The 26,466-nt window shown below is 58.9% G+C and carries 21 protein-coding genes; 10 read left to right on the top strand and 11 right to left on the bottom strand.

What is annotated here, in order from left to right; genetic code table 11:
* Window positions 1-88 precede the first annotated feature (88 nt).
* Both AC19YQ_RS03580 and AC19YQ_RS03575 read left to right on the top strand, forming a co-directional pair.
* Entirely contained in the window at window positions 89-769 is a 681-nt protein-coding gene (locus AC19YQ_RS03580; protein WP_219262478.1) for a heavy metal response regulator transcription factor, read from the top strand.
* Complete coding sequence (locus tag AC19YQ_RS03575; RefSeq protein WP_500594595.1) at window positions 769-2,118, top strand: heavy metal sensor histidine kinase; 1,350 nt, start codon at window positions 769-771, stop codon at window positions 2,116-2,118. The genes AC19YQ_RS03580 and AC19YQ_RS03575 overlap by 1 nt, the downstream gene beginning before the upstream one ends.
* 103 nt (window positions 2,119-2,221) lie before the next feature.
* Here the strand turns inward: AC19YQ_RS03575 and AC19YQ_RS03570 are convergent, their stop codons facing one another.
* From AC19YQ_RS03570 to AC19YQ_RS03560, 3 genes are all read right to left on the bottom strand, one after another.
* Complete coding sequence (locus AC19YQ_RS03570) at window positions 2,222-3,466, bottom strand: lipoprotein-releasing ABC transporter permease subunit (protein WP_339474284.1); 1,245 nt, start codon at window positions 3,464-3,466, stop codon at window positions 2,222-2,224.
* Between the two features lie 63 nt (window positions 3,467-3,529).
* Complete coding sequence (gene lolD, locus AC19YQ_RS03565) at window positions 3,530-4,213, bottom strand: lipoprotein-releasing ABC transporter ATP-binding protein LolD (RefSeq protein WP_219262480.1); 684 nt, start codon at window positions 4,211-4,213, stop codon at window positions 3,530-3,532.
* A 7-nt stretch (window positions 4,214-4,220) separates the two neighbouring features.
* Window positions 4,221-5,471, bottom strand: coding sequence for a lipoprotein-releasing ABC transporter permease subunit (locus tag AC19YQ_RS03560; protein WP_500594594.1), 1,251 nt, complete (start codon window positions 5,469-5,471; stop codon window positions 4,221-4,223).
* A 94-nt stretch (window positions 5,472-5,565) separates the two neighbouring features.
* Here AC19YQ_RS03560 and AC19YQ_RS03555 point away from each other — a divergent pair, with 94 nt between their 5' ends.
* The gene (locus tag AC19YQ_RS03555; RefSeq protein WP_500594593.1) at window positions 5,566-6,150 is read left to right on the top strand and encodes a PilZ domain-containing protein; all 585 of its coding nucleotides are present in this window, start codon (window positions 5,566-5,568) and stop codon (window positions 6,148-6,150) included.
* Between the two features lie 36 nt (window positions 6,151-6,186).
* Window positions 6,187-6,909, top strand: a complete 723-nt coding sequence (locus AC19YQ_RS03550) for a glycerophosphodiester phosphodiesterase (RefSeq protein ID WP_500594592.1) — start codon at window positions 6,187-6,189, stop codon at window positions 6,907-6,909.
* A gap of 42 nt (window positions 6,910-6,951) precedes the next feature.
* On the opposite strand, the gene sthA is transcribed toward AC19YQ_RS03550, so the two are convergent.
* The gene (sthA, locus tag AC19YQ_RS03545) at window positions 6,952-8,346 is read right to left on the bottom strand and encodes a Si-specific NAD(P)(+) transhydrogenase (RefSeq protein WP_219262483.1); all 1,395 of its coding nucleotides are present in this window, start codon (window positions 8,344-8,346) and stop codon (window positions 6,952-6,954) included.
* Between the two features lie 322 nt (window positions 8,347-8,668).
* Here sthA and AC19YQ_RS03540 point away from each other — a divergent pair, with 322 nt between their 5' ends.
* Together AC19YQ_RS03540 and AC19YQ_RS03535 are read left to right on the top strand one after the other, a co-directional pair.
* Window positions 8,669-9,232, top strand: coding sequence for a chalcone isomerase family protein (locus AC19YQ_RS03540; protein ID WP_500594591.1), 564 nt, complete (start codon window positions 8,669-8,671; stop codon window positions 9,230-9,232).
* Between the two features lie 155 nt (window positions 9,233-9,387).
* On the top strand, window positions 9,388-10,686 hold the full coding sequence (locus tag AC19YQ_RS03535) for an MFS transporter (protein WP_500594590.1): 1,299 nt from the start codon (window positions 9,388-9,390) through the stop codon (window positions 10,684-10,686).
* A gap of 154 nt (window positions 10,687-10,840) precedes the next feature.
* On the opposite strand, the gene AC19YQ_RS03530 is transcribed toward AC19YQ_RS03535, so the two are convergent.
* The gene (locus tag AC19YQ_RS03530) at window positions 10,841-12,304 is read right to left on the bottom strand and encodes a glyceraldehyde-3-phosphate dehydrogenase (protein WP_133077828.1); all 1,464 of its coding nucleotides are present in this window, start codon (window positions 12,302-12,304) and stop codon (window positions 10,841-10,843) included.
* Window positions 12,305-12,590: 286 nt separating this feature from the next.
* Here AC19YQ_RS03530 and mfd point away from each other — a divergent pair, with 286 nt between their 5' ends.
* Both mfd and AC19YQ_RS03520 read left to right on the top strand, forming a co-directional pair.
* Entirely contained in the window at window positions 12,591-16,040 is a 3,450-nt protein-coding gene (mfd, locus tag AC19YQ_RS03525; RefSeq protein WP_500594589.1) for a transcription-repair coupling factor, read from the top strand.
* Window positions 16,041-16,051: 11 nt separating this feature from the next.
* Window positions 16,052-18,754, top strand: a complete 2,703-nt coding sequence (locus AC19YQ_RS03520) for an SNF2-related protein (protein ID WP_500594588.1) — start codon at window positions 16,052-16,054, stop codon at window positions 18,752-18,754.
* Window positions 18,755-18,962: 208 nt separating this feature from the next.
* On the opposite strand, the gene nagZ is transcribed toward AC19YQ_RS03520, so the two are convergent.
* Together nagZ and AC19YQ_RS03510 are read right to left on the bottom strand one after the other, a co-directional pair.
* Window positions 18,963-19,961, bottom strand: coding sequence for a beta-N-acetylhexosaminidase (gene nagZ, locus AC19YQ_RS03515; RefSeq protein ID WP_219262539.1), 999 nt, complete (start codon window positions 19,959-19,961; stop codon window positions 18,963-18,965).
* A gap of 181 nt (window positions 19,962-20,142) precedes the next feature.
* Complete coding sequence (locus AC19YQ_RS03510; protein WP_133077832.1) at window positions 20,143-20,850, bottom strand: TetR/AcrR family transcriptional regulator; 708 nt, start codon at window positions 20,848-20,850, stop codon at window positions 20,143-20,145.
* Window positions 20,851-21,110: 260 nt separating this feature from the next.
* On the opposite strand from AC19YQ_RS03510, the gene lexA reads away from it, so the two are divergent.
* Window positions 21,111-21,719 (top strand): transcriptional repressor LexA, encoded by a 609-nt coding sequence (gene lexA, locus AC19YQ_RS03505; protein WP_019827486.1) that lies wholly within the window; start codon window positions 21,111-21,113, stop codon window positions 21,717-21,719.
* Window positions 21,720-21,729: 10 nt separating this feature from the next.
* The gene (gene sulA / locus AC19YQ_RS03500; RefSeq protein ID WP_133077834.1) at window positions 21,730-22,203 is read left to right on the top strand and encodes an SOS-induced cell division inhibitor SulA; all 474 of its coding nucleotides are present in this window, start codon (window positions 21,730-21,732) and stop codon (window positions 22,201-22,203) included.
* A 69-nt stretch (window positions 22,204-22,272) separates the two neighbouring features.
* Here the strand turns inward: sulA and AC19YQ_RS03495 are convergent, their stop codons facing one another.
* The 4 genes from AC19YQ_RS03495 to AC19YQ_RS03480 all read right to left on the bottom strand — a co-directional run bounded on the left by AC19YQ_RS03495 (window position 22,273) and on the right by AC19YQ_RS03480 (window position 26,405).
* Complete coding sequence (locus tag AC19YQ_RS03495; RefSeq protein WP_003446620.1) at window positions 22,273-22,506, bottom strand: hypothetical protein; 234 nt, start codon at window positions 22,504-22,506, stop codon at window positions 22,273-22,275.
* A gap of 119 nt (window positions 22,507-22,625) precedes the next feature.
* Entirely contained in the window at window positions 22,626-23,147 is a 522-nt protein-coding gene (locus AC19YQ_RS03490) for a DUF6586 family protein (RefSeq protein ID WP_500594587.1), read from the bottom strand.
* 279 nt (window positions 23,148-23,426) lie between these two features.
* Window positions 23,427-26,054 (bottom strand): type I DNA topoisomerase, encoded by a 2,628-nt coding sequence (gene topA / locus AC19YQ_RS03485; protein ID WP_133077836.1) that lies wholly within the window; start codon window positions 26,052-26,054, stop codon window positions 23,427-23,429.
* 114 nt (window positions 26,055-26,168) lie between these two features.
* On the bottom strand, window positions 26,169-26,405 hold the full coding sequence (locus tag AC19YQ_RS03480; protein WP_133077837.1) for a DUF1653 domain-containing protein: 237 nt from the start codon (window positions 26,403-26,405) through the stop codon (window positions 26,169-26,171).
* Window positions 26,406-26,466: the final 61 nt, after the last annotated feature.

Raw genomic sequence — 26,466 nt, 5'->3', positions numbered from 1 at the left:
GACCGTAAGATTACAAATTTGTCAGCTTGAACCTGCATCACCAGCACCAAGGTATAAGACCGAGGTTAATTTTTACGATGAGTCGACCATAAAACTGCTGATTGTCGAAGACCAGGTCAAAACCGGACAGTACTTGCGCCAGGGCTTGAGCGAGGCCGGGTTCACCACCGAACTGGCCGCCGATGGCATTACCGGACAACACCTGGCATTGACCGGCGATTACTCGCTGCTGATTCTCGACGTCATGCTGCCGGGCCGCGATGGCTGGCAAATCCTGCAAGCGGTGCGCAGCGCAGGACTGAGCTTGCCGGTGTTGTTTTTGACCGCACGGGATGCGGTCGAAGACCGAGTCCACGGCCTGGAGCTGGGGGCCGACGATTACCTGGTCAAGCCGTTTGCATTTTCCGAATTGCTGGCACGGGTGCGCAGCCTGCTGCGCCGGGGCAACAACGCCCCCCAGGAAACCAGCCTGCAGCTGGCCGACCTGCGCCTGGACCTGATCCGCCGCCGCGCAGAACGCAACGGCCAACGCATTGACCTCACCGCCAAGGAGTTTTCCCTGCTGGAGTTGCTGCTGCGTCGTCAGGGTGAAGTCCTGCCCAAGTCATTGATTGCTTCGCAGGTGTGGGACATGAACTTTGACAGTGACACCAACGTCATCGAAGTCGCGATTCGCCGCCTGCGCCTGAAAATCGACGACAACCATGAGCAAAAGCTGATCCACACCGTGCGCGGCATGGGCTACGTACTCGAAGAGCGCAGCAGTTGATGCGCAACTTGTCACTGAGCAGCCGCCTGGCACTGCTGTTCGCGGGCTGTACCGCGGTGGTGTCGCTGTTTGCCGGGGTGCTGTTCGGACGGGCCAGTGAAGTGCATTTCGTCGAGCTCGACCAGCAACTGATGGAAAGCCGTCTCGCGGTCTTGCGCAGCACCTTGCAAGGGGCGGACACCCTGGAACGTTTCACCCTGCGCCTGCCGGCACTGCTACAGGACCTGGCCCACCAGCCGGACCTTGCAGTACGGGTCCGCGGTCAGGACGGGCATTTGTGGTTTGACAGTTCGCCGCGGCTACCCCTGGAACTTTCGACGCAACCAGGGCTGGGCAGCCTGCAAATCAATGGCACCGATTACCGCGTACTGGTGCCGCAGGACAACACCCCAAACACGCCGCATCTGACGCTGTTACTGGACATCACCCACCACCAGCACTTCCTGCAGCGCATGCAACGCCTGATCTGGATGACCGTCAGCCTCTCGGCGCTGGCCACGGCGATCCTGGGCGCCTGGGCGGCCCGTAGCGGCCTGCGGCCCTTGCGTCGCATGAGCGCGATTGCAGCCAGTGTTTCGGCGGACTCACTCAACGCCCGCCTGCCCCAGGAACAAATGCCTGCCGAGCTGGCAGACCTGGCAACGGCCTTTAACGCCATGCTGGAGCGCCTGGACGATTCTTTTCAGCGACTGTCGGCCTTCTCCGCCGATATTGCGCATGAACTGCGCACACCACTGTCCAACCTCCTGACCCACACCCAAGTCACCCTGACTCGTCCAAGAGACATCGAAGAGTATCGCGAGACCCTGCACAGCAACCTTGAAGAACTGCAATGGATGGCGCAGTTGGTCAACGACATGCTGTACCTGGCCAAGGCCGATCACGGTTTGCTCACACCGCGCCGCGAACCGCTGGACCTGGGCAGAGAAGTCGATGCGTTGCTGGAGTTTTACGCCCTGCTGGCCGAAGACTCGCAGATCGAACTGACACGCCAAGGCAGTGCGCACCTTGCAGGCGACCGCAGCATGCTGCGCCGCGCCCTCTCCAACCTGCTGGATAACGCCCTGCGCTACACGCCGGGTGGCGGTGCGATCAAGGTGCTGATTGAGGCTTTGCCGGGCAGTGTGCGCATCCGCATTGAGAACACTGGTCCGGGGATTCCTGCAGAACTGCTGCCGCGCCTGTTTGACCGGTTTTATCGGGCAGACCCTGCCCGCCGCGAAGGCAGTAGTGAACATGCAGGGTTGGGGCTGGCGATCACCCAATCGATCATTCGCGCCCATGGCGGGCAGATCAGGTGTGAGTCGCAGGAGGGGCTAACGCGGTTTGTGATTGAGTTGCCAGTCTGACCGGTTTACTTAACTGTGGGAGCGGGCTTGCTCGCGATGGCATCGACGCGGTGTGACTTAAACACCGCGCAGCTTGCATCGCGAGCAAGCCCGCCCCCACCTGTCAGGAATAACGCAACGCGTGGGCCGGCTGGATTTTCGCCGCCCGGTACGCAGGATAAAGCGTGGCCAGAAAGCTCAGCACAAAGCCCGCACCGCAGATCAATGCCACATCGCCGCCTTGCAACTCTGATGGCAAGTTGCTGACGAAGTACACATCTGAACTGAAGATGTGCTGCCCGGACACCCGCTCCATCCAGCCCACCAGTGCGCTGACATTCAACGCCGCGATCACCCCCAGCACACCGCCAATCAAGGTGCCGACAATACCGATCACCGTGCCCTGAACCATGAAGATGGCCATGATCTGCCGTGGCGTGGCACCGATGGTGCGCAGGATCGCGATATCCGCCCCCTTGTCATTCACCACCATGATCAGCGTGGCAATGATGTTGAACGCGGCAACGGCAACGATCATCAGCAGCAACAGGCCGATCATGGTTTTTTCCATTTTCATGGCACTGAACAGACTGCCCTGGGTGTGGGTCCAGTCATCTGCCTTGTAGGCCGCGCCCAGGCCAGTTGCGACCTGCTGTGAAACCTGCGGCGCCGCGTACAGGTCCTTGACCGCCAGACGCACGCTTTGCACCTGATTGGGTTCCCAGTGTTGAATGGCGGCAGCATCTTCCCTATGGATCAGGCCCATGGTGCCATCCAGCTCGGCACCGACCTTGAAGATGCCCACCACATTCAGGCGCTGCAAGCGCGGGGTAATCCCGCCCGGTGCGGTACTGGCCTCGGGCACGATCAACGTGATCTTATCCCCGACCGCCAGACGAAAGCGCCGTGCGGTAATGTCACCCAGCACCACGCCAAACTCACCGGGCTTCAAGTCTTCAAGACTGCCCTGCACGATGTTCTGGGTCACGATCGAGACTTTGCCTTCCTGCGCCGGATCGATACCGCTGATCTGGATCGGCTGCATCGAACCCTTGAAGGACAGCATGCCGTCCAGCTCGGTAAACGGCACGGCTGCCGTGACCTCGGGGTTCTTCATCGCGGCTTCGGCAACCGGGCGCCAGTCATCGATCGGCTTTACGCCAACGATGGTCGCGTGGGGCACCATACCCAGGATGCGGTTACTCATTTCGCGCTGAAAACCGTTCATCACCGACAACACCACGATCATCGCCAGCACGCCCAGGGCGAGGCCGATCATCGAGGTCATGGAGATAAACGAAACAAAACGATTGCGGCGCTTGGCGCGGGTATAGCGCGTGCCGATAAAAATCGATAACGGTCTGAACATTCGCGGGCACCGTATAAAAATTGAAGACCCGACGCCCGTTTGCAGGCGTCGGGTTCTGGCCGATCAGATCGGGGTCAGACGACCGTCCTGCAGGTGCAACACGCGGTCCATCTGGCGGGCCAGATTCATGTCGTGAGTCACCACCAGGAACGCAGTGCGCATCGAAGTGCTGAGTTCCAGCATCAGGTCCTGGATACCCTGGGCGGTGTGGGAGTCAAGGTTGCCCGTAGGCTCATCGAGCATCACCAGCCCCGGCTTGTTGACCAGTGCGCGGGCAATCGCCACACGCTGACGCTCGCCACCCGACAGTTCCGACGGCTTGTGCTCCAGTCGATGACCCAGGCCAACACGGGTCAACAGTGCTGTCGCACGTTCGCGCGCCTCGGGGATCGCCGTCTTGCCGATCAACAATGGCATGCAGACGTTTTCCAGTGCGGTGAACTCGGGCAACAAGTGGTGGAACTGATAAACGAAACCCAGCGAACGATTACGCAACAGGCCGCGGGCCTTTTCGCCCAGTGCCGACAGCTCTTCACCGGCCAGCCAGACGCTGCCGGTGGTCGGGGTATCGAGGCCGCCGAGCATATTGAGCAACGTACTTTTGCCCGAACCCGAAGTACCGACGATCGCCACCCGCTCACCGGGGTGCAGCTCAAGCTGCAGGCCCGACAGCACCACCACCGACTCAGGGCCTTCCTCGTAGGACTTGCCCAGGTCGCGGCAACTCAACACTGCTTGATCTTTCATGCCCAACTCACTCATAACGAAGCGCCTGCGCAGGCTGGGTGCGCGCAGCACGCCAGGCCGGGTACAAGGTCGCGAGAAAACTCAGAACCAATGCCGCACCGCACACCATCAACACGTCCTGCGCCTGCAATTGCGAAGGCAGGTAGTCGATGAAATACACGTCGGCATTGAGAAACTTGTGCCCGATCAGGCCTTCGAGCGCAGAGATTGCGGCGCTGACATTGAGCGCCGCAAACATGCCGACCACCGCACCGATCGCGGTCCCGACCACGCCGATAACAGTGCCTTGCACCATAAAGGTCGCCATGATCGTGCCCGGGGTCGCACCCAGGGTACGCAGGATCGCGATATCGCCTTTCTTGTCATTGACCACCATCACCAGCGTGGAAATGATGTTGAACGCGGCCACGGCCACAATCAGCAGCAACAGCAGGCCGATCATGGCTTTTTCCATGCGGATGGCCTGGTACAGATTGCCGTGGGTACGGGTCCAGTCACGGGCGTAATACTGGCTTTCGCCCAACTGCTGGGCGATTTCCCACGCGGTACGTGGCGCCTCGAACAAATCATCGAACTTCAGCCGCAGGCCTTGCACCTGGTCAGGTTTCCAGCGCTGCAGGCGCGCCAGGTCCTGCAAGTTGGTAATACCCAAGTAGCCGTCGATCTCACCGGCGCCGACATGAAAAATGCCCTGCACAGTGAATCGCTTCATGCGCGGGAACATCCCGGCCGGCGTCACCGTGACTTCCGGCGCGACAAACGTCAGCTTGTCACCAACGGCCACACCGAGCTTTTTCGCGGCCTTGTCGCCAATGATGATGCCGAAGGTGCCGGGGGTCAGCGAGTCGAGCTGCCCCTGCTGCATGAATTGATCAATGATCGAGACATTGCGCTCCTGCGCCGGGTCGATGGCATTGAGCAGTACCTTCTGCACATTGCCGTCATTGGTCAGCAAACCCTGCATCTGGGTGAATGGCGCCACGGCCTCCACTTTCGGGTTTTGCTTGACCCTGGCGGCCAGGCTTTGCCAGTCGCTGATCGGTTGATCGCCGACGATGGTCGCGTGGGGCACCATGCCCAGCACGCGGGTGCGCATCTCATGATCGAAACCGTTCATCACCGACAACACCACAATCATCACAACCACGCCGAGGGCGAGTCCGATCATTGAAGTCAGAGAAATGAACGACACAAAATGATTGCGGCGCTTTGCACGGGTATAACGCGTGCCGATAAATAAAGAGAGAGGTCTGAACATGTCGGGGCTTGTTCGAGGGAAAAGAAGACGTCCTTGTGGCGGGGCCTGATAAGCAGCTTTACACTCAGACCACAGCCGCCATCACGGGTTCGCCATGTCGACATTAAATGACGCAGATCGCCGCGAATACTACCGTATCGAGGATATGATCGCACTGGAAATAACCCCGCTGTCGGCCCTCGAAGCCGCGAGCGGTGAAGTGTTGCAGGATACGTCGCCATTGTTCAATTTGCTCAGTGAATTACACCTGAGCGAATTCGAGTCCCAACACTTGCTGCGCCAGATCAGCGAACGTGACCGCACGCTTTCCAGCTACCTCAAGACCCTGAACAAACGCGTCGAGCTGCTCAGCCAGATTGTCGCGCAAACCGTGCTGGGAAAGATCGGTGAGCTGCAGCCGGTCAAACTGTCCGAGGGCGGTATCGAGTTTCATCATCCCCAGGCCTGCCTGGCGGGCAGCCACCTTTCACTCAAGCTGGTACTGATGCCACAAGCTCTGGGCTTGTTGTTGCGCGCCCGCGTCATCGAGTGCCTGGCGCAGGATGACCGCTTCACGATCATCGCCGAATTTGAATCGATCACTGACACCCAGCGCCAGCTGCTGGCGCGCTACATTCTGCAAAAACAGGCTCAGGCACGTCGCCTGGCCCGCGAACAAAACGAATCTGCGCCCGAGTAAGCACCGGGCCCCGAGCACTCTTTACAAGGAGCAATTGTGACTCTGATTTATGGCCATCGCGGCGCCAAGGGCGAAGCACCGGAAAACACGCTTGCCAGCTTTGAGCAATGCCTCAAGCATGGCGTGCGTCGTTGTGAACTCGACCTGCACTTGTCCAAAGATGGCGAGTTGATGGTTATCCACGACCCCACTCTCAAGCGCACCACCGACCGGCGCGACAAGGTGATCGAGCATACCGCTGCCGACCTGGTGACTTATGACGCACGCAAGGGCGGCCCGGGCTGGATGCACCCGTGCCCGATCCCGCGCCTTGAAGAACTGTTTGAAAAGTGCGATTTCGAACACTGGCAACTGGAAGTCAAAAGCGCATCGCGCACCCGCGCAGCAACGACCGTGCTGGCGATTCGAGAAATGGCAGTACGTCACGGCGTGATGGACAAAGTCACCGTCACTTCAAGTTCGCGCGAAGTGCTCAAGGCTGCGCTGGAATTGACCCCGGACCTGTCACGGGGACTGGTAGCCGAATACGCCTGGCTCGACCCGATCAAGGTCGCCCAGAGTTATGGCTGCGAGATGCTGGCACTCAACTGGACACTCTGTACGCCTGAACGCCTTGAAAAAGCGCAGCGCCAGGGCTTGCATGTGTCGGTGTGGACAGTCAACGAACCTGCGCTGATGCGCAGGCTCGCCGACTTCGGCGTAGATAGCCTGATTACAGACTTTCCCGGTTTGGCCACTGCCACCCTCGGGAATGGCTGAAATCGGTCTCCCCGGCCGGCTCAGGCCACCGGCCGGAGCCGCTTAAAAAAGCCGGTTGAGGCCATCGTAAGCCGCTACCCGATAGGCTTCAGCCATGGTCGGGTAGTTGAACGTGGTGTTCACAAAGTACTTCAGGGTATTGAGTTCACCCGGCTGGTTCATGATCGCCTGACCGATATGCACGATCTCTGACGCCTGATAGCCGAAGCAGTGAACACCCAGCACTTCAAGGGTTTCACGGTGGAACAGGATTTTCAGCATGCCCTGAGGCTCACCGGCAATCTGCGCCCGCGCCATGCTCTTGAAGAACGCCTTGCCCACTTCGTACGGCACCTTGGCCTGGGTCAGCTCCTGCTCGTTCTTGCCGATCGAGCTGATCTCGGGAATGGTGTAGATCCCGGTCGGCACATCATTGACGAAGCGCCAGCTGCCGTTATCGACGATGCTGCCCGCTGCCGAGCGCCCTTGGTCATGAGCAGCACTGGCCAGGCTTGGCCAGCCGATCACATCGCCTGCGGCATAGATGTTCGGCACGGTGGTGCGGTAGTTTTCATCAACGGTGATCTGGCCACGGCCATTGGCCTTGATGCCAATGTTTTCCAGCCCAAGCTGGTCGGTGTTGCCAGTACGGCCATTACACCAGAGCAAGGCATCGGCCTTGATCTTCTTGCCCGACTTGAGGTGCAGGATCACGCCGTTTTCAACGCCTTCAACCCGCTCGTACTCTTCGTTGTGGCGTACGGTGATGTTGTTGTTACTGAAGTGGTAGCTCAACGCCTGCGAGATCTCGGAGTCGAGGAAGCTCAGCAGTTGTTCGCGGTTATCCACCAACTCGACCAACACACCCAGGCCGCTGAAGATCGACGCGTATTCACACCCGATCACGCCAGCACCGTAAACAATCAGCTTACGCGGGGTGTGGCCCAGGCTCAGGATGGTGTCGCTATCGTAGATACGGGAGTGGCTGAAATCGATATCGGCCGGGCGATAAGGACGCGAGCCGGTGGCAACGATGATTTGCTTGGCCATCAGGGTTTCGACTACGCCATTGGCGCAGACCACTTCGATTGTTTGCTCGTCGGTGAAGCTGCCGGTGCCGAAGAACAGGTCTACGCGATTGCGGGCGTAGTAGCCGGTGCGCGAGGCGACCTGCTTGGAGATGACTTTTTCGGCGCTTTTCAGTACGTCCGGAAACGAGAACCAGCGCGGTTCGCCAATGGCCCGAAACATCGGATTGGTGTTGAACTGCATGATCTGGCGAACCGAGTGACGCAGGGCTTTGGACGGGATAGTGCCCAAGTGCGTGCAGTTGCCGCCGACCTGACGTCGACTGTCGACCATCGCTACCTTGCGCCCTGCTTTTGCGGCGTTCATTGCCGCACCTTCTCCTGCCGGGCCGGAACCCAGTACCACTACGTCGTAGTTGTAGACAGCCATGCGTACTCCTCAGAACAGGCCGTGGCACCCCTGTGGGCACCTGCGGCTAAATCATGTCGCGGCCAGCGCCATGAAGGATCAAAACGTGGGGCACAGTCTATAGAAGCCTGAACGCCGCGAACATTAACCCTTGGTCTGGTCGTTGGCTATTTTTGTATTCACTACATCGGCGATTGAGCTTCACTCTTCGATGTAGTCGCTGCCGTAGGCTGCGAAGGGTTGCGCAGCAACCCGTTTTCCTGGAAACGCCACTGAACCCCTCGCAGCCTTCGGCAGCGACTACAGCCCGGCGATCAAACCCATCGACCAGAGCACATCCATCATGCGCAAGTTATTGATCGTATTGTTGCTGCTCTATAGCGCCGCCAGCCCGGCAGACGAGGCTGCACGATTAAAGGAAGCCAACTTCCCCGCCCTGGCACAAGCCGACACAACACCAATGGAACGTAAAGGCCAGATCGTACTGACCTATCTCTGGGCCGACATCTACGCCGCCGCCCTGTTCACCCCACCCGAGATCAGCCCTGAGCAGGCGTTTAACGAACAACGCGACTTGCGTCTCGAGTTGTTCTATCTGCGGGACCTGGATCACAGCGATATCACCCAGGCATCTGCCACCATCCTGAAACGCCAACACCCCGCCACCACCCTGGCCAGCCTCGACGCCCCGTTAAAAAAACTGCAAGCCAGCTTCGGCAACATCAAGCGCGGCGATCGCTATGCCCTGGACTACAACCCCCAACGCGGGCTGAACGTCGAGCGTAATGGCGCCGTTATTTTCAATAGCCAGAATCAGGAACTGGCCAAGGTCTATCTGGGAATCTGGCTCGCACCTCAAGGTTTGCCCGACAAACTCCGCCTGGCTTTATTGGCGCAACAGCCCTAGCCCGCCCGTGTAGCGACAACAAATGTTGCCTACAATTCCTGATACACATATGGTTACAAAACTGTTTTGCACAATGGCGTACGCCTTGATCTTGCAGTGAGGACGAGTAAAAACACGGATTGCGCATAAAAACAGATAAAAGCGGGTGATTTCTGATGGCCTCCAGTACGGGCAAAGGCAAGGCGATTTTTCGCGTTGTCAGCGGTAACTTCCTAGAGATGTTCGACTTCATGGTCTTTGGCTTTTACGCCACGGCCATTGCCAAAACCTTCTTTCCAAGCGATAGCGCCTTTGCCTCTCTGATGCTCGCCCTGGCGACCTTCGGTGCGGGCTTCCTCATGCGCCCACTGGGTGCGATTTTCCTCGGCGCCTACATCGACCGTCATGGCCGCCGCAAAGGGCTGATCATTACCCTCGCACTGATGGCGATGGGCACGGTGCTGATTGCCTGCGTGCCGGGCTACGCCACCCTGGGTGTGGCGGCTCCTCTGCTGGTATTGCTCGGTCGCTTGCTGCAAGGCTTTTCGGCTGGCGTGGAACTGGGCGGGGTGTCGGTGTACCTGGCTGAAATCGCCACTCCAGGGCGCAAAGGCTTCTTCGTCAGCTGGCAATCTGCAAGCCAGCAGGCTGCGGTGGTATTTGCCGGCTTGCTCGGGGTTGGCCTCAACCACTGGCTGAGCCCCGAAGAAATGGGTGAATGGGGCTGGCGCATCCCGTTCCTGCTGGGGCGCATGATCGTCCCGGTGATCTTTGTCATCCGACGCTCAATGGAAGAAACCCCCGAGTTCGAAGCCCGCAAACATCACCCTACCCTGGGGGAAATCATGCGCTCTATCAGGCTGAATTTTGGCCTGGTACTGGGTGGCATGGCACTGGTGGTCATGACGACCGTGTCGTTCTATCTGATCACCGCCTACACCCCGACATTCGGCAAGGCAGAGCTGCACCTCACCGACCTTGAAGCCTTGCTGGTGACGGTGTGCATTGGCCTGTCGAACTTCTTCTGGCTACCAGTCATGGGCGCGCTGTCAGACAAGATTGGGCGCAAACCGCTGCTGCTGGGCGCAACCATCCTTGCGATCCTGACGGCCTATCCGGCGCTGTCATGGCTGGTGGCCAACCCGAGCTTCAGCCACCTGCTGATTGTCGAGCTGTGGTTGTCCTTCCTGTATGGCTCGTACAACGGTGCAATGGTGGTTGCCCTGACCGAAATCATGCCGATTGAAGTGCGCACCACCGGGTTTTCACTGGCTTACAGCCTGGCGACTGCGACCTTCGGCGGCTTTACCCCGGCGGCCTGCACCTACCTGATCCACGTACTGGACAACAAGGCCGCTCCCGGCCTGTGGCTGACCGGCGCAGCAGTGCTGGGGCTGATCGCGACCGTGGTGTTGTTCCGCGGCGACAAGCACCAGTTGCGTACGGCGCAATCGGCAGTGGCCAGCAACGCCTGACCACTGTGGGAGCGGGCTTGCTCGCGATACCGGCGGCGCGGTCTGCCTGAACAACCGCGCTGATCCAATCGCGAGCAAGCCCGCTCCCACGGGGTTTGCAGCACAAACAAAAACGCCCCGAACCAGTCGGGGCGTTTTCAGTTGCGGCGCTTGCTTAGCGTGGGAACGCTGGCGGGTTAACCCCGGCCATGTCTTCCATCACGCGTACTACCTGGCAGCTGTAACCGAATTCGTTGTCGTACCAAACGTACAGCACAACGCGGTTGTCATTGCAGATAGTGGCTTCAGCATCCACTACACCGGCGTGACGCGAACCCACGAAGTCAGTGGAAACCACTTCCTGCGAGCTCACGTAGTCGATTTGCTTGTGCAGATCGGAGTGCAACGCCATGTGGCGCAGGTACTCGTTCATTTCTTCACGGGTAGCCGGTTTCTCAAGGTTCAGGTTGAGAATGGCCATCGAAACGTTTGGCGTCGGAACGCGGATCGCGTTACCGGTCAGCTTGCCGGCCAGCTCAGGCAAAGCCTTGGCAGCAGCGGTAGCAGCACCCGTCTCGGTGATAACCATGTTCAGCGCGGCGCTGCGACCACGGCGATCGCCCTTGTGGAAGTTGTCGATCAGGTTCTGGTCGTTGGTGTACGAGTGAACCGTTTCAACGTGACCGTTGACGATGCCGAACTTGTCGTTGACAGCCTTGAGCACCGGCACGATGGCGTTGGTGGTGCAGGATGCCGCCGAAACGATCTTGTCGTCAGCAGTGATTTCGCCGTGGTTGATGCCGTGAACGATGTTCTTCAGCTTGCCCTTGCCCGGAGCGGTCAGGACAACGCGATCGATACCAGGGCACTGCAAGTGCTGGCCCAGGCCGTCTGCGTCACGCCAAACACCGGTGTTGTCCACCAGCAGGGCGTTCTTGATGCCGTACTGGGTGTAATCCACCTCGGTAGGGTTCTTCGCGTAGATCACCTGGATCAGGTTGCCGTTGGCAGTGATGGTGTTGTTGACTTCATCGACAACGATGGTGCCATCAAACGGGCCATGTACCGAGTCACGACGCAGCAGGCTTGCACGCTTGACCAGATCGTTGTCGGCGCCTTTGCGCACAACGATGGCACGCAGACGCAGACCGTCGCCACCACCGGTTTTCTCGATCAGGATGCGCGCCAGCAGACGGCCGATACGACCGAAGCCGTACAGAACAACGTCAGTACCTTTGCGTGCAGAAGCGTTTTGCTGACCCACTACATCGGCCAGCTCTTCGCGTACAAACTGCTCAGCCGTGCGGCCATTGCCTTCGGCCTTGAACTTGACGGCCAGCTTGCCCAGGTCTACCGAGGCAGCGCCGAGCTTGAGCTCGCTCATTGCCTTTAGCAGAGGGAAAGTTTCGTGCACGGACAATTCGATATCATCGGACTGACGATGGCGAGCAAAGCGGTGAGCTTTGAGAATCGCAATGACTGAACGGTTGATCAGGCTGCGGCCATAGATCGAGCTAACCACATTGTTATTGCGGTATAGCTGACCGATAAGCGGAATCATCGCTTCTGCGAGTGCTTCACGGTCGATCCATTCACCAAGACACTGGTCGGGCTTCTGAGTCACGGGAACCTTCCACATGTAGGGGCTGAAAAAAGGGGCTACATTATGCCGCTGCGCCCATTCAGGGGCAATGCACGCCTGTCATACGCCGTTACTGAAACGATTAAGCACCCGTAAATATAGGCGAATATTTTTATAACACCGGCTTTTTTATGGGCCTGCAGCCCTTGAGTAGCCCCTCTGGCACCCCCATGTTCGATAACTCACGCTGAATTCAACGCCGTTCAAAGACTGCAACTGACAGCCTGCCCCTTGGCCCGTTACAATTGCAGACTTTGCCGCAACGCTTGGAGCTCAACCTTCCGTGCCCGTCCTGCGTCTACCGAAACTCCCTGCTACGGCAGGTAAACAGCACTGGAGCAACTTGCCCGGTGCCGCCCTGAGCCTTGCGATTGCCGAGGCCGCCAGCGCCGCCAAGCGCTTCACCCTGCTCCTGACCGCCGACAGCCAAAGTGCAGAACGCCTTGAGCAAGAGCTGAGGTTTTTCGCGCCCGAGTTGCCGGTGCTGCATTTTCCCGACTGGGAAACCCTGCCCTACGATCTGTTTTCTCCGCACCAGGACATCATTTCCCAGCGTATCGCCAGCCTGTACCGGCTGCCGGAGCTGAATCACGGGGTTTTGGTAGTGCCGATTACCACCGCCCTACATCGCCTTGCGCCGACCAAGTTCTTGCTCGGCAGCAGCCTGGTGCTGGATATCGGCCAGAAGCTGGACGTGGAACAGATGCGTACCCGGCTTGAGGCCAGTGGTTATCGCTGCGTTGACACCGTGTATGAACATGGTGAATTTGCAGTGCGAGGCGCCCTGATCGACCTGTTCCCGATGGGCAGCAAGCTGCCGTACCGGATCGACCTGTTCGACGACGAAATCGAGACCCTGCGCACCTTCGACCCGGAGAACCAGCGCTCGATCGACAAGGTCGAGTCGGTAAGGCTGCTGCCCGCTCGCGAGTTCCCGCTGCAAAAAGACGCCGTGACCCGCTTCAAGGCCCGCTTCCGTGAACGCTTTGATGTCGACTTCCGTCGATGCCCGATCTTTCAGGATCTGACCAGCGGGATTACACCTGCGGGTATCGAGTACTACCTGCCACTGTTTTTCGATGAAACCTCAACCCTGTTCGATTATCTGCCGGCCGACACGCAAGTGTTCTCGCTGCCAGGCATTGAGCAGGCGGCCGAGAATTTCTGGTCTGACGTGCGCAACCGCTACGAAGAACGCCGCATCGACCCGTCGCGTCCTTTGCTGCCGCCTGCCGAGCTGTTTTTGCCGGTTGAAGACTGCTTTGCGCGCCTCAAAAGCTGGCCGCGGGTAGTCGCAAGCCAGGATGACCTGGACACCGGCAGCAGCCGTGAACGGTTCCCGGCCCAACCGCTGCCCAATCTCGCGATTGAAGCCAAGGCCAATCAGCCACTGGCTGCCTTGTCCGGGTTTCTTGAGCAGTTTGATGGCCGCGTGTTGTTTACCGCTGAGTCGGCGGGTCGGCGCGAGGTGCTGCTCGAACTGCTGGAGCGCCTGAAGCTGCGACCAAAAACGGTCGACAGCTGGCCGGACTTCGTCGCCAGCAAGCATCGCCTGGCAATCACCATTGCCCCGCTGGATGAAGGCCTGCTGCTGGACGACCCGGCACTGGCACTGATTGCCGAAAGCCCGTTGTTCGGCCAGCGCGTAATGCAGCGCAGGCGTCGCGAAAAACGCGCCGATGCCAACAACGATGCCGTCATCAAGAACCTCACCGAGCTGCGTGAAGGCGCACCCGTTGTCCACATTGACCACGGTGTCGGTCGCTATCAGGGCCTGGCAACGCTGGAAGTGGACAATCAGGTGGCCGAATTCCTGACCCTGGAATACGCCGAGGGCGCCAAGCTCTACGTGCCGGTGGCCAACCTGCACCTGATCGCCCGCTACACCGGCAGCGATGATGAACTGGCGCCGTTGCACCGTCTGGGTTCTGAAACCTGGCAAAAAGCCAAGCGCAAAGCTGCCGAGCAAGTGCGTGACGTGGCTGCCGAACTGCTCGACATTTATGCCCGCAGGGCTGCCCGTGAAGGCTATGCGTTTGCGGACCCTAAAGCCGATTACGCCACCTTCAGTGCCGGCTTCCCGTTTGAAGAAACCCCGGACCAGCAAACCACCATCGAAGCCGTGCGCGCCGACATGCTGTCGCCCAAGCCGATGGACCGCCTGGTGTGTGGCGACGTGGGCTTCGGCAAAACCGAAGTGGCCATGCGGGCGGCCTTCATTGCCGTGCATGGTGGTCGTCAGGTCGCAATTCTGGTTCCCACCACCCTGCTCGCCCAACAGCACTACAACAGCTTCCGCGACCGTTTTGCCGACTGGCCGGTAACCGTTGAGGTGATGAGCCGCTTCAAGTCGGCCAAAGAGATCAACCAGGCAGTGGCCGACCTGGCCGAAGGCAAGATCGACATCGTGATCGGCACCCACAAGCTGCTGCAGGACGACGTCAAAATCAAAAACCTGGGCCTGGTGATCATCGACGAAGAACACCGCTTCGGGGTTCGCCAGAAAGAACAGCTCAAGGCCCTGCGCAGTGAAGTCGATATTCTGACCCTCACCGCAACACCCATCCCGCGTACGCTGAACATGGCGGTGTCGGGCATGCGTGACCTGTCGATCATCGCCACGCCACCGGCACGCCGGTTGTCGGTGCGCACCTTTGTCATGGAGCAGAACAAAAGCACGGTCAAAGAGGCACTGCTGCGCGAGTTGCTGCGCGGCGGGCAGGTTTACTACCTGCACAACGATGTCAAAACCATCGAAAAATGCGCCGCCGAACTGGCAGAGCTGGTACCCGAGGCGCGGATCGGCATCGGCCACGGGCAGATGCGCGAACGCGAACTCGAACAGGTGATGAGCGACTTCTACCACAAGCGATTCAACGTGCTGATCGCCTCGACCATCATCGAGACCGGCATCGACGTGCCGAGCGCCAACACCATCATCATCGAGCGCGCCGACAAATTCGGCCTGGCACAACTGCACCAGTTGCGCGGTCGCGTGGGGCGCAGTCACCACCAGGCTTACGCCTACCTGCTGACTCCCCCGCGCCAGCAAATCACCGGGGATGCGCAAAAGCGCCTGGAAGCCATCGCCAACACCCAGGATCTGGGGGCCGGTTTTGTGCTGGCCACCAACGACCTTGAGATCCGTGGCGCAGGCGAGCTGCTGGGCGATGGCCAAAGCGGCCAGATCCAGGCCGTCGGTTTTACCCTGTACATGGAAATGCTCGAACGGGCGGTCAAGTCGATCCGCAAGGGCGAACAGCCCAACCTCGACCAGCCACTGGGCGGCGGGCCGGAAATCAACCTGCGGGTGCCCGCGCTGATTCCCGAGGCCTACCTGCCCGATGTCCACACTCGACTGATTCTCTACAAGCGCATTGCCTCGGCCGCCGACGAAGAAGGCCTCAAGGACTTGCAGGTCGAGATGATCGACCGCTTTGGCCTGCTTCCGGAACCGACCAAGAACCTGGTACGCATCACCCTGCTCAAATTGCAGGCCGAGCAGCTGGGAATCAAAAAGGTCGATGCCGGCCCACAAGGCGGGCGAATCGAATTTGCAGCGGACACACCGGTTGACCCGATGGTGCTGATCAAACTGATCCAGGGCCAACCCAACCGTTACAAATTCGAAGGCGCAACCCTGTTCAAGTTCATGGTGCCCATGGAGCGCCCGGAAGAACGCTTCAATACCATCGAGGCGCTGTTTGAGCGCCTGACGCCGAAGTCTTCCTAAATGAACTACCCATGACCCTGAGCCAGACACCCCGGTTGACCAAGCCGCTCGCACCGACCTGGACCAGCCGCTTCAAAGAGCAAAGCCTTGAGCGTGGCCGCCGCTACGCCAAGGAAAACCGTGTCAGGATCGTCCAGATCGGCGACAGCATGATCAGCGCGAGCTGCCAGGGCTCAGGCGAAAACCCCTACCGCCAGACCATACATCTGCGTGAGTCCGCCAAAGGCACTTTGCTTTTGGTGGACGCCACCTGCACCTGTCCGGTACGCACCCATTGCAAGCACACCGCTGCCGTCTTACTGAAGATTGAAGAAACCTTGAACTACCCTGCCGCCGCTCAGGATGCCGAGCTTCTGGAAAAACTCCAGGCCGTACTCGACTCACGTCGTCCCAACAACCTGCCAGAACTTCGGGTCGACGATGTAAAGCCGGTGCCACGGCTGTGGCTGGCCAGCGCTGAATTCAGCGCCTTCGAACCGCGCAACGGCAAGATGCAACGCTACATCCAGCACCGCGCAGCACTGTCGTTCAACTACCTGGATCAATACGTCAGCGGGCAAAAGAACACCGACATCCTGCTGCGCCAGGAACAGCAGACCCTGCGGATCAAGCGTCATCCCGACACAGAGAACCTCTACCGCGAGCAATTGCGCAGCCTGGGCTTCAAGATTGCGACCCGCCAGAGCAAGGCGCTGCCTGAAAGTGCTGGAGAGCTGTTTGAACTGGTCAATGACAGTGCCTGGCTGAATTTCACCCTCAACCAGATGCAAGGCCTGAGGGAACAAGGCTGGGAGCTGCAGATCGATGAAGGTTTCGGCTTTGACCTGACCCCGGTCGAAGACTGGTATGCCAATGTCGACGAGGCCCCGGAACGTGACTGGTTCGACCTGGAACTGGGCATTATCGTCAACGGCCGACACCTGAGCTTGCTGCCGATACTGCTGAACCTGATGCGCTCCCACAGCGACATCCTCAACCCCGAAAAACTCGCCCGGCGTCGGGATGACGAACTGATTCTGGTGAATATCCCGGCCAACCCCGGTAGCAATCATGGCCCGCTGCAGGTCGCCCTGCCGTACGGACGGCTGAAACCGGTACTGGCAACCCTGGACGAATTTTATCTGGGTGAACCGGACGCGACCTCCCTGCGGATCAAAAGCGCTGACGCACCACGCCTCAATGCTCTCGATGCCCTGCCCTTGCGCTGGGAAGGTGGCGAGCAGATTCGCGGTTTTGCCCAGCGCCTGCGCGACATCAAGGACTTTAGCGTCGAAGTTCCCCAAGGGCTCAATGCCAACTTGCGCCCATACCAGCTTGAAGGCCTGAGCTGGATGCAGTCGTTGCGCCAGCTCGAAGTGGGCGGCGTACTGGCCGACGACATGGGGCTGGGCAAAACCCTGCAGACCCTGGCCCATATCTTGTGCGAAAAAAATGCCGGCCGCCTGGATCGCCCGGCAATGGTGGTGATGCCCACCAGCCTGATCCCCAACTGGCTGGACGAAGCTGCGCACTTCACCCCGCAGCTCAAGGTGCTGGCACTGTTTGGCGCCACCCGCAAAAAACACTTTGCACACCTCAATGACTACGACGTGATCCTGACCACCTACGCCTTGCTGCCCAAGGACATCGAGCACCTGGCAAAACTGCCCTTGCACCTGCTGGTCCTGGACGAGGCCCAGTACATCAAGAACCCCGGCAGCAAGGCCACCCAGGCGGCCTGTGAACTGATTGCGCGGCAACGCCTGTGCCTGAGCGGCACCCCACTGGAAAACCACCTGGGCGAACTGTGGTCTCTGTTCCACTTCCTGCTGCCCGGCTGGCTGGGCGACGTTAAAACCTTTAACCGCGACTACCGCATACCCATCGAGCGTCAGGGCAGCAACGAACGCCTGCAGCATCTCAATGCGCGGATCAAACCGTTTTTATTGCGCCGCACCAAGGAACAGGTCGCGACCGAACTGCCGCCCAAGACCGAGATCATTCACTGGGTCGACCTGAACGAGGCCCAGCGCGATGTCTACGAGACCATGCGCCTGGCGATGGACAAGAAGGTGCGCGACGAAATCACCCGAAAAGGTGTCGGGCGCAGCCAGATCATTATCCTCGAGGCGCTGCTCAAGCTGCGTCAGGTGTGCTGCGATCTGCGACTGGTCAGCGACACCCCGCCGAAAAAAGGCAGCACCTCGGGCAAGCTCGACAGCCTGATGCTGATGCTCGAAGAACTGTTTGCCGAAGGCAGGCGCATCCTGCTGTTTTCCCAGTTCACCTCGATGCTCGGCCTGATCGAAATCGAACTGAAAAAACGCAAGGTGCGCTACGCCATCCTCACGGGGCAAACCCGCGACCGACGCACACCGGTCAAAGACTTCCAGAGCGGCACCCTGCAAATATTCCTGATCAGCCTCAAGGCTGGCGGCGTGGGCTTAAACCTCACCGAAGCCGACACGGTGATTCACTATGACCCGTGGTGGAACCCGGCGGCTGAAAACCAGGCCACCGACCGCGCCTACCGTATCGGCCAGGAAAAACCGGTGTTTGTTTACAAGATGATTGCCCGCGGCACCGTGGAGGAAAAAATCCAACACTTGCAGCAAGAAAAATCGGATTTGGCCGCAGGTGTTCTGGACGGACGAGTCGCCGGTGACTGGAAATTACAGGACGACGACATCGACGCGCTCTTCGCGCCGCTGCCACCCAAAACAGAGAAGCGCTGAGACATCCCACTTATTGATTAACTGCAGGCGCGGGCTTGGCTGCGACTCAGGCAGCGCGGTCTTTGTGCTTAATCGCGCTGACGCCATCGCGAGCAAGCCCGCTCCCACGGGCTTTGTGGTGCTTGCGAAATCTTGGGAGCTGGCTTGCCTGCGATTCAGGCGATACGGTCTTTCTGCTTCGCCAAACGTCAAAGCGGCATCGATGTGCTCAATCTATTAATTGAGCATCCTTAAGCGCACCCATTGCCACCAGCCAGCGCGGGCTCTGGCGATAGTCAGTGCTGGCCCAGGCCTGACCACGCATGCGTGCAATCCTGGGCGAAGGGGTAACGTTCAACCGCTGAGCAGCGCTGAGTGCCAACTCCGCCGCCGCACGGTCGTTGCATACCAGTCCCATGTCACAACCCGCCGACAAGGCCGCCTCAATCCGGCTGGCGGCATCACCCACTACGTGCGCACCGGCCATCGACAGGTCGTCACTGAAAATCACGCCGTCGAACTGAAGCTCGCCGCGCAAAATATCCTGCAACCAGCGACGCGAGAATCCTGCAGGCTGGCTGTCCACTTGTGGATAGATCACGTGGGCCGGCATGACAGCAGCCAGATGCTTGCTCAAGCGGGCAAAAGGCACGAGGTCATGGGCGCGAATCTGCTCAAGACTGCGCTCGTCAGTTGGAATGGCGACGTGAGAATCAGCCTCGGCCCATCCGTGTCCCGGAAAATGCTTACCGGTCGCCGCCATGCCCGCGTCGTTCATCCCGCGAATAAAAGCCCCGGCCAATGTGGCTGCGCGCTCAGGGTCGCCCTCGAACGAACGGCTACCGACCACAGCGCTACGCTGATAATCCAGATCCAGGACCGGGGCAAAGCTCAGGTCCAGCCCTACGGCCAGCACTTCAGTGGCCATGATCCAGCCACACTGTTCAGCCAGGTACTCGGCGTTGGGGTTATCGGCAATGGCACGCATGGCTGGCAGGCGCACGAACCCCTGACGCAGGCGCTGCACCCGGCCGCCTTCCTGATCGACCGCCAGCAACAGGTCGGGACGCAGCGCGCGAATCGACGCGCTCAACTCACGCACCTGGCGCGGATGCTCGATATTGCGTGCAAAGATAATCAACCCGCCTACTTCAGGCTGGCGCAGTAATTGCCGATCTTCAGCCGTCAGCCAAGTACCGGCGACGTCCACCATCAAGGAGCCTTGCAAGGCAGAACTCATGGGAAATCCTTTAAAAAGAGAGCGTTCATTGCCCGGTCCGGATCCGCAGCCACGCGCCTGCGTGCCGCACTCCAGAGAGGCAGCGGCGAATCGACAGACGGGAATAAGTCAGGGTTGGGCATGGCAACTAGCTTAGCGGAACAAAGCTGCCGCGCCCACCCGCCGCGGGTCAAACCTTGGCGGTAACCGGGGCGGTTTTACTGCGGGGGCGAAGCTGGGCACTGGCCATTGCAGAATCCGTGACGCCGCTTTGTGCACGCATGCCTGCCGCGAGGAATGGCACCATCAGACGCATCACCTGCTCGATGGAGGTGTTGACACCGAAATCAGTCTCGGCAATTGCACGCAACGCCTTGATTCCCGACATGCTGAAGGCCGCAGCACCCAGCATGAAGTGCACGCGCCAGAACAACTCGATGGGCGGGATTTGTGGGGCAGCCTCGTTGACCAGCAGCATATACCGGCGAAAAACCTTGCCGTACATGTCTTCAAGATAGCGACGCAAGTGACCCTGGCTCTGACTGAACGCCAACCCGAGCAAGCGCATGAAAATCGACAGGTCGTTACCACTGCGTGGCTGGATCACCAGCGCCTGCTCGACCAGCATCTCCAATAACTCTTCAAGGCTGGGGCGGTTCTCAGGCTTGGCCTGGCGACGCTCCAGCTCACGATCGAGGTTGGCGCAAAAAGGCCCCAGGAAGCGCGAAAAGACGGCCTGGATCAGCGCCTTTTTAGAACCGAAATGGTAATTGACCGCCGCCAGATTGACCCCGGCTTTACTGGTAATCAGCCGCAATGAGGTTTCAGCAAACCCTTTTTCCGCGAACAGCTGCTCGGCAGCATCAAGGATACGTTCAACGGTTTCCGACTGGGCCATGACTACTCCGCCTGACAAACATTTAAACACCTGTTTGAAACATACGTTTCAGATTGTAAAAAGTCAAGATGAGGCATTCGTTTCAGGACCGGGCAGTTCTGCATTTAACCACAGCCTCGGCCAGTGCGGCCCCACCTGATAAAGTACGGGTCGCCCGACTTATTAATGACCGTCCAGCGGACCGCTGGAAATGGGTGATTGCCAAGAAGCTTTCACTGTATATAATCCCAGTCACTGTATAAAAAGACAGAGCGATCAACATGCTAAAACTGACGCCACGCCAAGCTGAGATCCTGGCCTTCATCAAGCGATGCCTGGATGACAACGGATACCCGCCCACCCGTGCCGAGATCGCACAGGAGCTGGGCTTCAAATCCCCCAACGCCGCCGAAGAACACCTCAAGGCGCTTGCCCGCAAGGGTGCCATCGAGATGACCCCCGGTGCCTCCCGCGGTATTCGCATACCCGGCTTCGAAGCCAAGTCTGACGAATCCACGCTGCCCATCATTGGCCGAGTAGCTGCCGGTGCTCCGATTCTTGCGCTGGAGCACGTCGAAGAGTCCTGCAACATCAACCCGACCTTCTTTCACCCCAGAGCCGACTACCTGCTACGGGTACAAGGCATGAGCATGAAGGATGTCGGCATCTTCGATGGCGATCTGCTTGCCGTGCATACCTGTCGCGAAGCCCGTAACGGCCAGATTGTCGTGGCCCGTATCGACGACGAAGTCACGGTCAAACGCTTCAAGCGTGAAGGCAACAAGGTCTGGCTCATTGCCGAGAACCCTGAATTCGCCCCGATTGAAGTCAACCTCAAAGACCAGGAACTGGTCATTGAAGGCTTGAGTGTCGGCGTAATTCGCCGCTAAAGGAGGCTTCATGCAGTTCCCACACACCCCGCTGCCAGCACAACTCACCCTTTTTGAAGCGTTCATGGCTCAACCCATGACGCCAGCGATCAAGGACGTGCTCGATTCCCCCTGGAGCGCCGAACCCGAGGTGTTCAGTGAACTGTCGCTACGCGGTGCCGCCGGAAACTGCCTGAACCTGCTTGCCCCCATGCTGCGCGAACTGAGCGAGCAACAAAACGCTCGCTGGCTGACACTGATTGCGCCACCTGCAAGCCTGACCCAAAGCTGGTTACGCGATGCCGGACTGAACCGCGAGCGCATTCTGCTGCTGCAACCCAATGGCAACAAAAGCGCCTTGCAACTGACCTGCGAAGCGCTGCGACTGGGTCGCAGCCACACGGTAGTGAGCTGGATCAACCCGCTGACCAGCGCTGCGCGCAATCAGTTGATCAGCGCAGCTCGCACCGGTCACGGGCAAAGTCTGAATATTCGCTTGGGTTAAACAGTTGATGCCTGCGCAGGGCCAGTGCAGAACGCACTCGCCTGGCTGCGGAGCACGAGTCAGGGTCGCTTAGTGAAGAATGCGTGGCCCATCGTCTTTTTCGAGCTCGCCTTCGGCCAGCCGACCCGCCATTTGTACACCGACGCTAAGCATGGCTTTCGCCACCTCTACGTGCTGCCCCTGAAGAAAAGCCTTGGCATCTTCAGAAAAATTCAGCGTTACCAAAGACCCTTCGTCCTCAGCACGGCGCAATTCGATGCGACCGTCTGGCAACTCGACAATTTCTAGAAAAGACGTTGGCATATAAATTTGTTCTCCACGAAAGCGTGGGAGTATATCAGCCATCCCGCGGGAATTTCCCGTGATCTGTAGCGCTTTCGATTACAGACTGATGAATGACTGTACCGTTTCGGTTTCGACCTTTAGCACTCATTGAGTCCATCACGGAACCGAATGGCCATACTTTTTAGGTTCTGACGCCACTCCTCCATGGTTTCGCGACTCAACTCCCGGGGTGCCTCATCCTCTAGGTTGACCGCAATGATCAAGGGCTGGAACACATCCGCCTTGACCTTTTTGGGTGCCTGTAACGGCTGATACAGAGCAGCGTGGGTCGCAACCAGTTGCGCCAGCCATGTCTGCGGCGCCTGTGCCAGTTCAACCAGCTCGGCCAGTTCCGGAATGGCCTTCTCGTCCAGCACTTGCTGGGTGAGCAGCAGTTCGACCCGAGGTGCATTGGCTTGGGACAGACGATAAAAGCCAGCAATCTCATGACACAAGCCAAGCAGCGCACCATACAGATGAAATACCGCCGACTCGCGCTCTGCCTGAACCAGCGCCTGAGCATTCATGGCCCGACCCTCACTCGCCTTGTTCATGGCCTCAAGGGCCAGGCCAGCGAAATAGATCTTCTGATTGGTACGGGTATAGAGTTCGTGAGCCATGCGGGCGCTCCACATCGAATAGGTAAAGGCAGGTAGTGCAGTCTCAGGGATCAGGCCGTGCTGGCGCAAGGCCTACGTTCCCTGCGCTTTTGTGGGAGCTGGCTTGCCCGCGATGCAGGCGCTGCGGTGCTTCAGCCAAACTGTGTCGATGCCATCGCGAGCAAGCCTGCTCCCACAAAAGCACTCAAGCAGCGGCAATCAGGCCCGGGGTTGGTAAACAAAAAAACCGCGCAAGGCATACAGCCCTTGCGCGGTTTTCTATTCAGCTATCAACTCAGATCAAGCGTCTTTTTCTTTACGCTTGTCTTCAACTTTCCAGCTACCGCCGTCGTAGAACGCACGCCAGCCAGTCGGCTTGCCATCCACTTCAGTCTGCACGTACTGCTCTTTGGTTTTGCGACTGTAGCGAATCACCGCAGGACGGCCATCCGGGTCTTTCTTCGGCGCTTCGCACAAGAAGTGATACTTGGGATCGATCTCGTCCTTGTGGGGCACAATTTCGATCACCAACGGAGCACGGGTCTCACGGTTTTTCGGGAACTGGCTTGCCGCCAGGAACAACCCCGAAGCACCGTCACGCAGGATGTACGTGTCGTTGACCTTCTCGCATTTAAGCTCCGGCATTTTCACCGGGTCCATTTTCGGTGGCGCCGCTTCACCGCTTTTCAGCAGTTTCCGGGTGTTTTTGCACTCGGCATTGGTACAGCCGAAGAACTTGCCGAAACGCCCGGTTTTAAGCTGCATTTCGCTGCCGCACTTGTCGCACTCAAGGCTCGGACCTTCGTAGCCCTTGATGCGGTAGTTACCTTCTTCGATTTCGTAGCCGACACAATCCGGGTTGTTACCGCAGATGTGCAGCTTGTGCTTCTCATCCAGCAGGTAGGCGTCCATTGCCGTGCTGCAGATCGGGCAACGGTGTTTGCCCAACAGCACCAGGGATTCGGATTCGCCTTCGTCGTCGGCCGCGATTTCGTCACCCGGCACCAGATTGACAGTGGCCTTGCAACGCTCTTTGGGCGGCAGGCTGTAGCCCGAACAACCCAGGAACACGCCGGTTGAAGCCGTGCGAATCTGCATTGGACGACCACATTCCTTACAAGGAATATCAGTCATTACCGGCTGGTTGGCACGCATGCCGCCTTCCGGTGCAGCAGCTACTTCGAGCTTCTTCTTGAAGTCGCCGTAGAACTCGTCCAGTACGTTTTTCCAGTCACGCTCGCCTTGCGCCACGTCATCGAGGTTCTCTTCCATACCGGCCGTGAAGCCGTAGTCCATCAGGTCGGAGAAGCTCTCGGACAACCGTTCGGTAACGATGTCGCCCATTTTTTCGGAATAGAAGCGGCGGTTGTGCAACGCCACGTAACCACGATCCTGAATGGTCGAGATAATCGCCGCATAGGTCGAAGGACGACCAATGCCACGTTTTTCCATCTCTTTTACCAGGCTGGCTTCGGAGTAACGCGCAGGCGGCTTGGTGAAATGCTGGCTCGGGTCGAGCTCGATCAGCTTCAGGGCATCGCCCTGAGCCATGTCTGGCAGCACATCGTCGTCGCCCGGCTTGGCAATTTGCGGCATCACACGGGTGTAACCGTCGAATTTGAGGATGCGGCCCTTGGCACGCAGCTCAAAATCACCGGCCGCCACAGTGACGGTGGTAGACAGGTACTTGGCCGGCAGCATCTGGCACGCCACGAATTGGCGCCAGATCAGCTCGTAAAGGCGCTCAGCGTCGCGCTCCATGCCCGACAGCTTACTCGGGTGCATGTTTACGTCAGAAGGACGAATCGCTTCGTGAGCCTCCTGTGCGCCTTCCTTGCTGCTGTACACATTGGGTGCCGGCGGCAGGTACGACGCGCCGAACTCACCTTCAATATAAGTACGCGCCATCTCGACCGCATCGGCCGAGAGGTTGGTGGAGTCGGTACGCATATACGTGATGTAGCCAGCTTCATACAAACGCTGGGCCATCATCATGGTTTTCTTCACCCCGTAGCCCAGGCGATTGCTCGCGGCCTGTTGCAGGGTGGAGGTAATGAAAGGCGCCGACGGCTTGCTGCTGGTCGGTTTGTCTTCACGCTTGACGATGCTGTAGTTCGAAGCCTTGAGCTTCTCCAGCGCCGCCATTGCCTGAGCTTCGTTGAGCGGCTTGAACGCCTCGCCTTTTTCACGGGCAACGTCAAAACGCACTTTCGCCCCCTTGGCAGTGCCAAGGTCGGCGTGAATTTCCCAGTACTCTTCAGGGTTGAACGCACGAATTTCGCGCTCACGCTCCACCACCAGCTTCACGGCCACCGATTGCACACGGCCTGCCGACAGGCCACGGGCGACCTTGGCCCACAGCAGCGGCGAAACCATGTAACCCACGACGCGGTCGAGGAAGCGGCGGGCCTGCTGGGCGTTAACGCGGTTGATATCCAGCTCGCCCGGCTTGGAGAAGGCTTCCTGAATCGCTTTCTTGGTGATTTCGTTGAACACCACGCGCTTGTAGCGGGTGTCATCACCACCTATGGCTTCGCGCAGGTGCCATGCAATGGCTTCCCCCTCGCGATCCAAGTCGGTTGCGAGATAGATGGTGTCAGCATCCTTGGCAAGCCGGCGCAGCTCTTCGATGACCTTTTCCTTGCCGGGCAGGATCTCGTACTTGGCTTTCCAGCCATGCTCGGGATCGACGCCCATGCGCGAGATCAGCTGCTTCTGCGCCTTCTCTTTTGGCGACAGGGCCGGCACTTCGCCCGCCGCTGCCTTGCCACGCTTGGCAGCCGGTTCTTTGCTGGCGCTAGCCGAACCGCTGGTGGGCAGGTCTCGGATATGGCCGATACTCGACTTCACCACGTACTCGTTGCCCAAGTACTTGTTGATGGTCTTGGCCTTAGCCGGGGATTCCACAATGACCAGCGATTTGCCCATGGATCAGAAAATTCCTGAATTCTAGAAGTGAAAGGCGGTTCGCGCCTGACGCGGCACCGCTATATATAGTGGCTACAAGGTGAGGTCAAGCACAGGGTTCTGCGCGACCTTGCCTTATGGCCGGGAAAAAAGGCTGGGTTCGGCCTGAATCAAGGCAAAGCGCGGGACGTGTTCGCCCTCAACGATGACTGACTCCAGGAACATGCTCAGCGGGCGTACCCAAAAGCCGTAATCGCCATACAGGGCTTGGTAGAACACTACATCTTCTTCGGTTTCAGAATGGCGAGCCACACTGAAAACACGATACTGAGGACCTTTGTAGTGTTGATAGAGCCCAGGTTGTAGCGACATGTTGCGGCCCCTCTGCAAATAAAAAAATTAAACACGCTTAAAAACAAAAACCGGGGCACAA

The organism is Pseudomonas sp. MF06569, assembly GCF_059862735.1.
This window is presented reverse-complemented; position numbering and strand designations above follow the sequence as displayed.

What these genes read in the sequence shown, in the direction of transcription:
- topA (WP_133077836.1), bottom strand. Translation starts at nt 26,054, where the DNA reads ATGGGCAAATCGCTGGTCATTGTGGAATCCCCGGCTAAGGCCAAGACC.
- AC19YQ_RS03540 (WP_500594591.1), top strand. Translation starts at nt 8,669, where the DNA reads ATGCGCAAGTTATTGATCGTATTGTTGCTGCTCTATAGCGCCGCCAGC.
- lolD (WP_219262480.1), bottom strand. Translation starts at nt 4,213, where the DNA reads ATGAAAGATCAAGCAGTGTTGAGTTGCCGCGACCTGGGCAAGTCCTAC.
- AC19YQ_RS03480 (WP_133077837.1), bottom strand. Translation starts at nt 26,405, where the DNA reads ATGTCGCTACAACCTGGGCTCTATCAACACTACAAAGGTCCTCAGTAT.
- AC19YQ_RS03510 (WP_133077832.1), bottom strand. Translation starts at nt 20,850, where the DNA reads ATGGCCCAGTCGGAAACCGTTGAACGTATCCTTGATGCTGCCGAGCAG.
- sulA (WP_133077834.1), top strand. Translation starts at nt 21,730, where the DNA reads ATGCAGTTCCCACACACCCCGCTGCCAGCACAACTCACCCTTTTTGAA.
- AC19YQ_RS03530 (WP_133077828.1), bottom strand. Translation starts at nt 12,304, where the DNA reads ATGTGGAAGGTTCCCGTGACTCAGAAGCCCGACCAGTGTCTTGGTGAA.
- AC19YQ_RS03520 (WP_500594588.1), top strand. Translation starts at nt 16,052, where the DNA reads ATGACCCTGAGCCAGACACCCCGGTTGACCAAGCCGCTCGCACCGACC.
- AC19YQ_RS03495 (WP_003446620.1), bottom strand. Translation starts at nt 22,506, where the DNA reads ATGCCAACGTCTTTTCTAGAAATTGTCGAGTTGCCAGACGGTCGCATC.
- AC19YQ_RS03490 (WP_500594587.1), bottom strand. Translation starts at nt 23,147, where the DNA reads ATGGCTCACGAACTCTATACCCGTACCAATCAGAAGATCTATTTCGCT.
- sthA (WP_219262483.1), bottom strand. Translation starts at nt 8,346, where the DNA reads ATGGCTGTCTACAACTACGACGTAGTGGTACTGGGTTCCGGCCCGGCA.
- AC19YQ_RS03575 (WP_500594595.1), top strand. Translation starts at nt 769, where the DNA reads ATGCGCAACTTGTCACTGAGCAGCCGCCTGGCACTGCTGTTCGCGGGC.
- lexA (WP_019827486.1), top strand. Translation starts at nt 21,111, where the DNA reads ATGCTAAAACTGACGCCACGCCAAGCTGAGATCCTGGCCTTCATCAAG.
- AC19YQ_RS03570 (WP_339474284.1), bottom strand. Translation starts at nt 3,466, where the DNA reads ATGTTCAGACCGTTATCGATTTTTATCGGCACGCGCTATACCCGCGCC.
- AC19YQ_RS03555 (WP_500594593.1), top strand. Translation starts at nt 5,566, where the DNA reads ATGTCGACATTAAATGACGCAGATCGCCGCGAATACTACCGTATCGAG.
- AC19YQ_RS03535 (WP_500594590.1), top strand. Translation starts at nt 9,388, where the DNA reads ATGGCCTCCAGTACGGGCAAAGGCAAGGCGATTTTTCGCGTTGTCAGC.
- AC19YQ_RS03560 (WP_500594594.1), bottom strand. Translation starts at nt 5,471, where the DNA reads ATGTTCAGACCTCTCTCTTTATTTATCGGCACGCGTTATACCCGTGCA.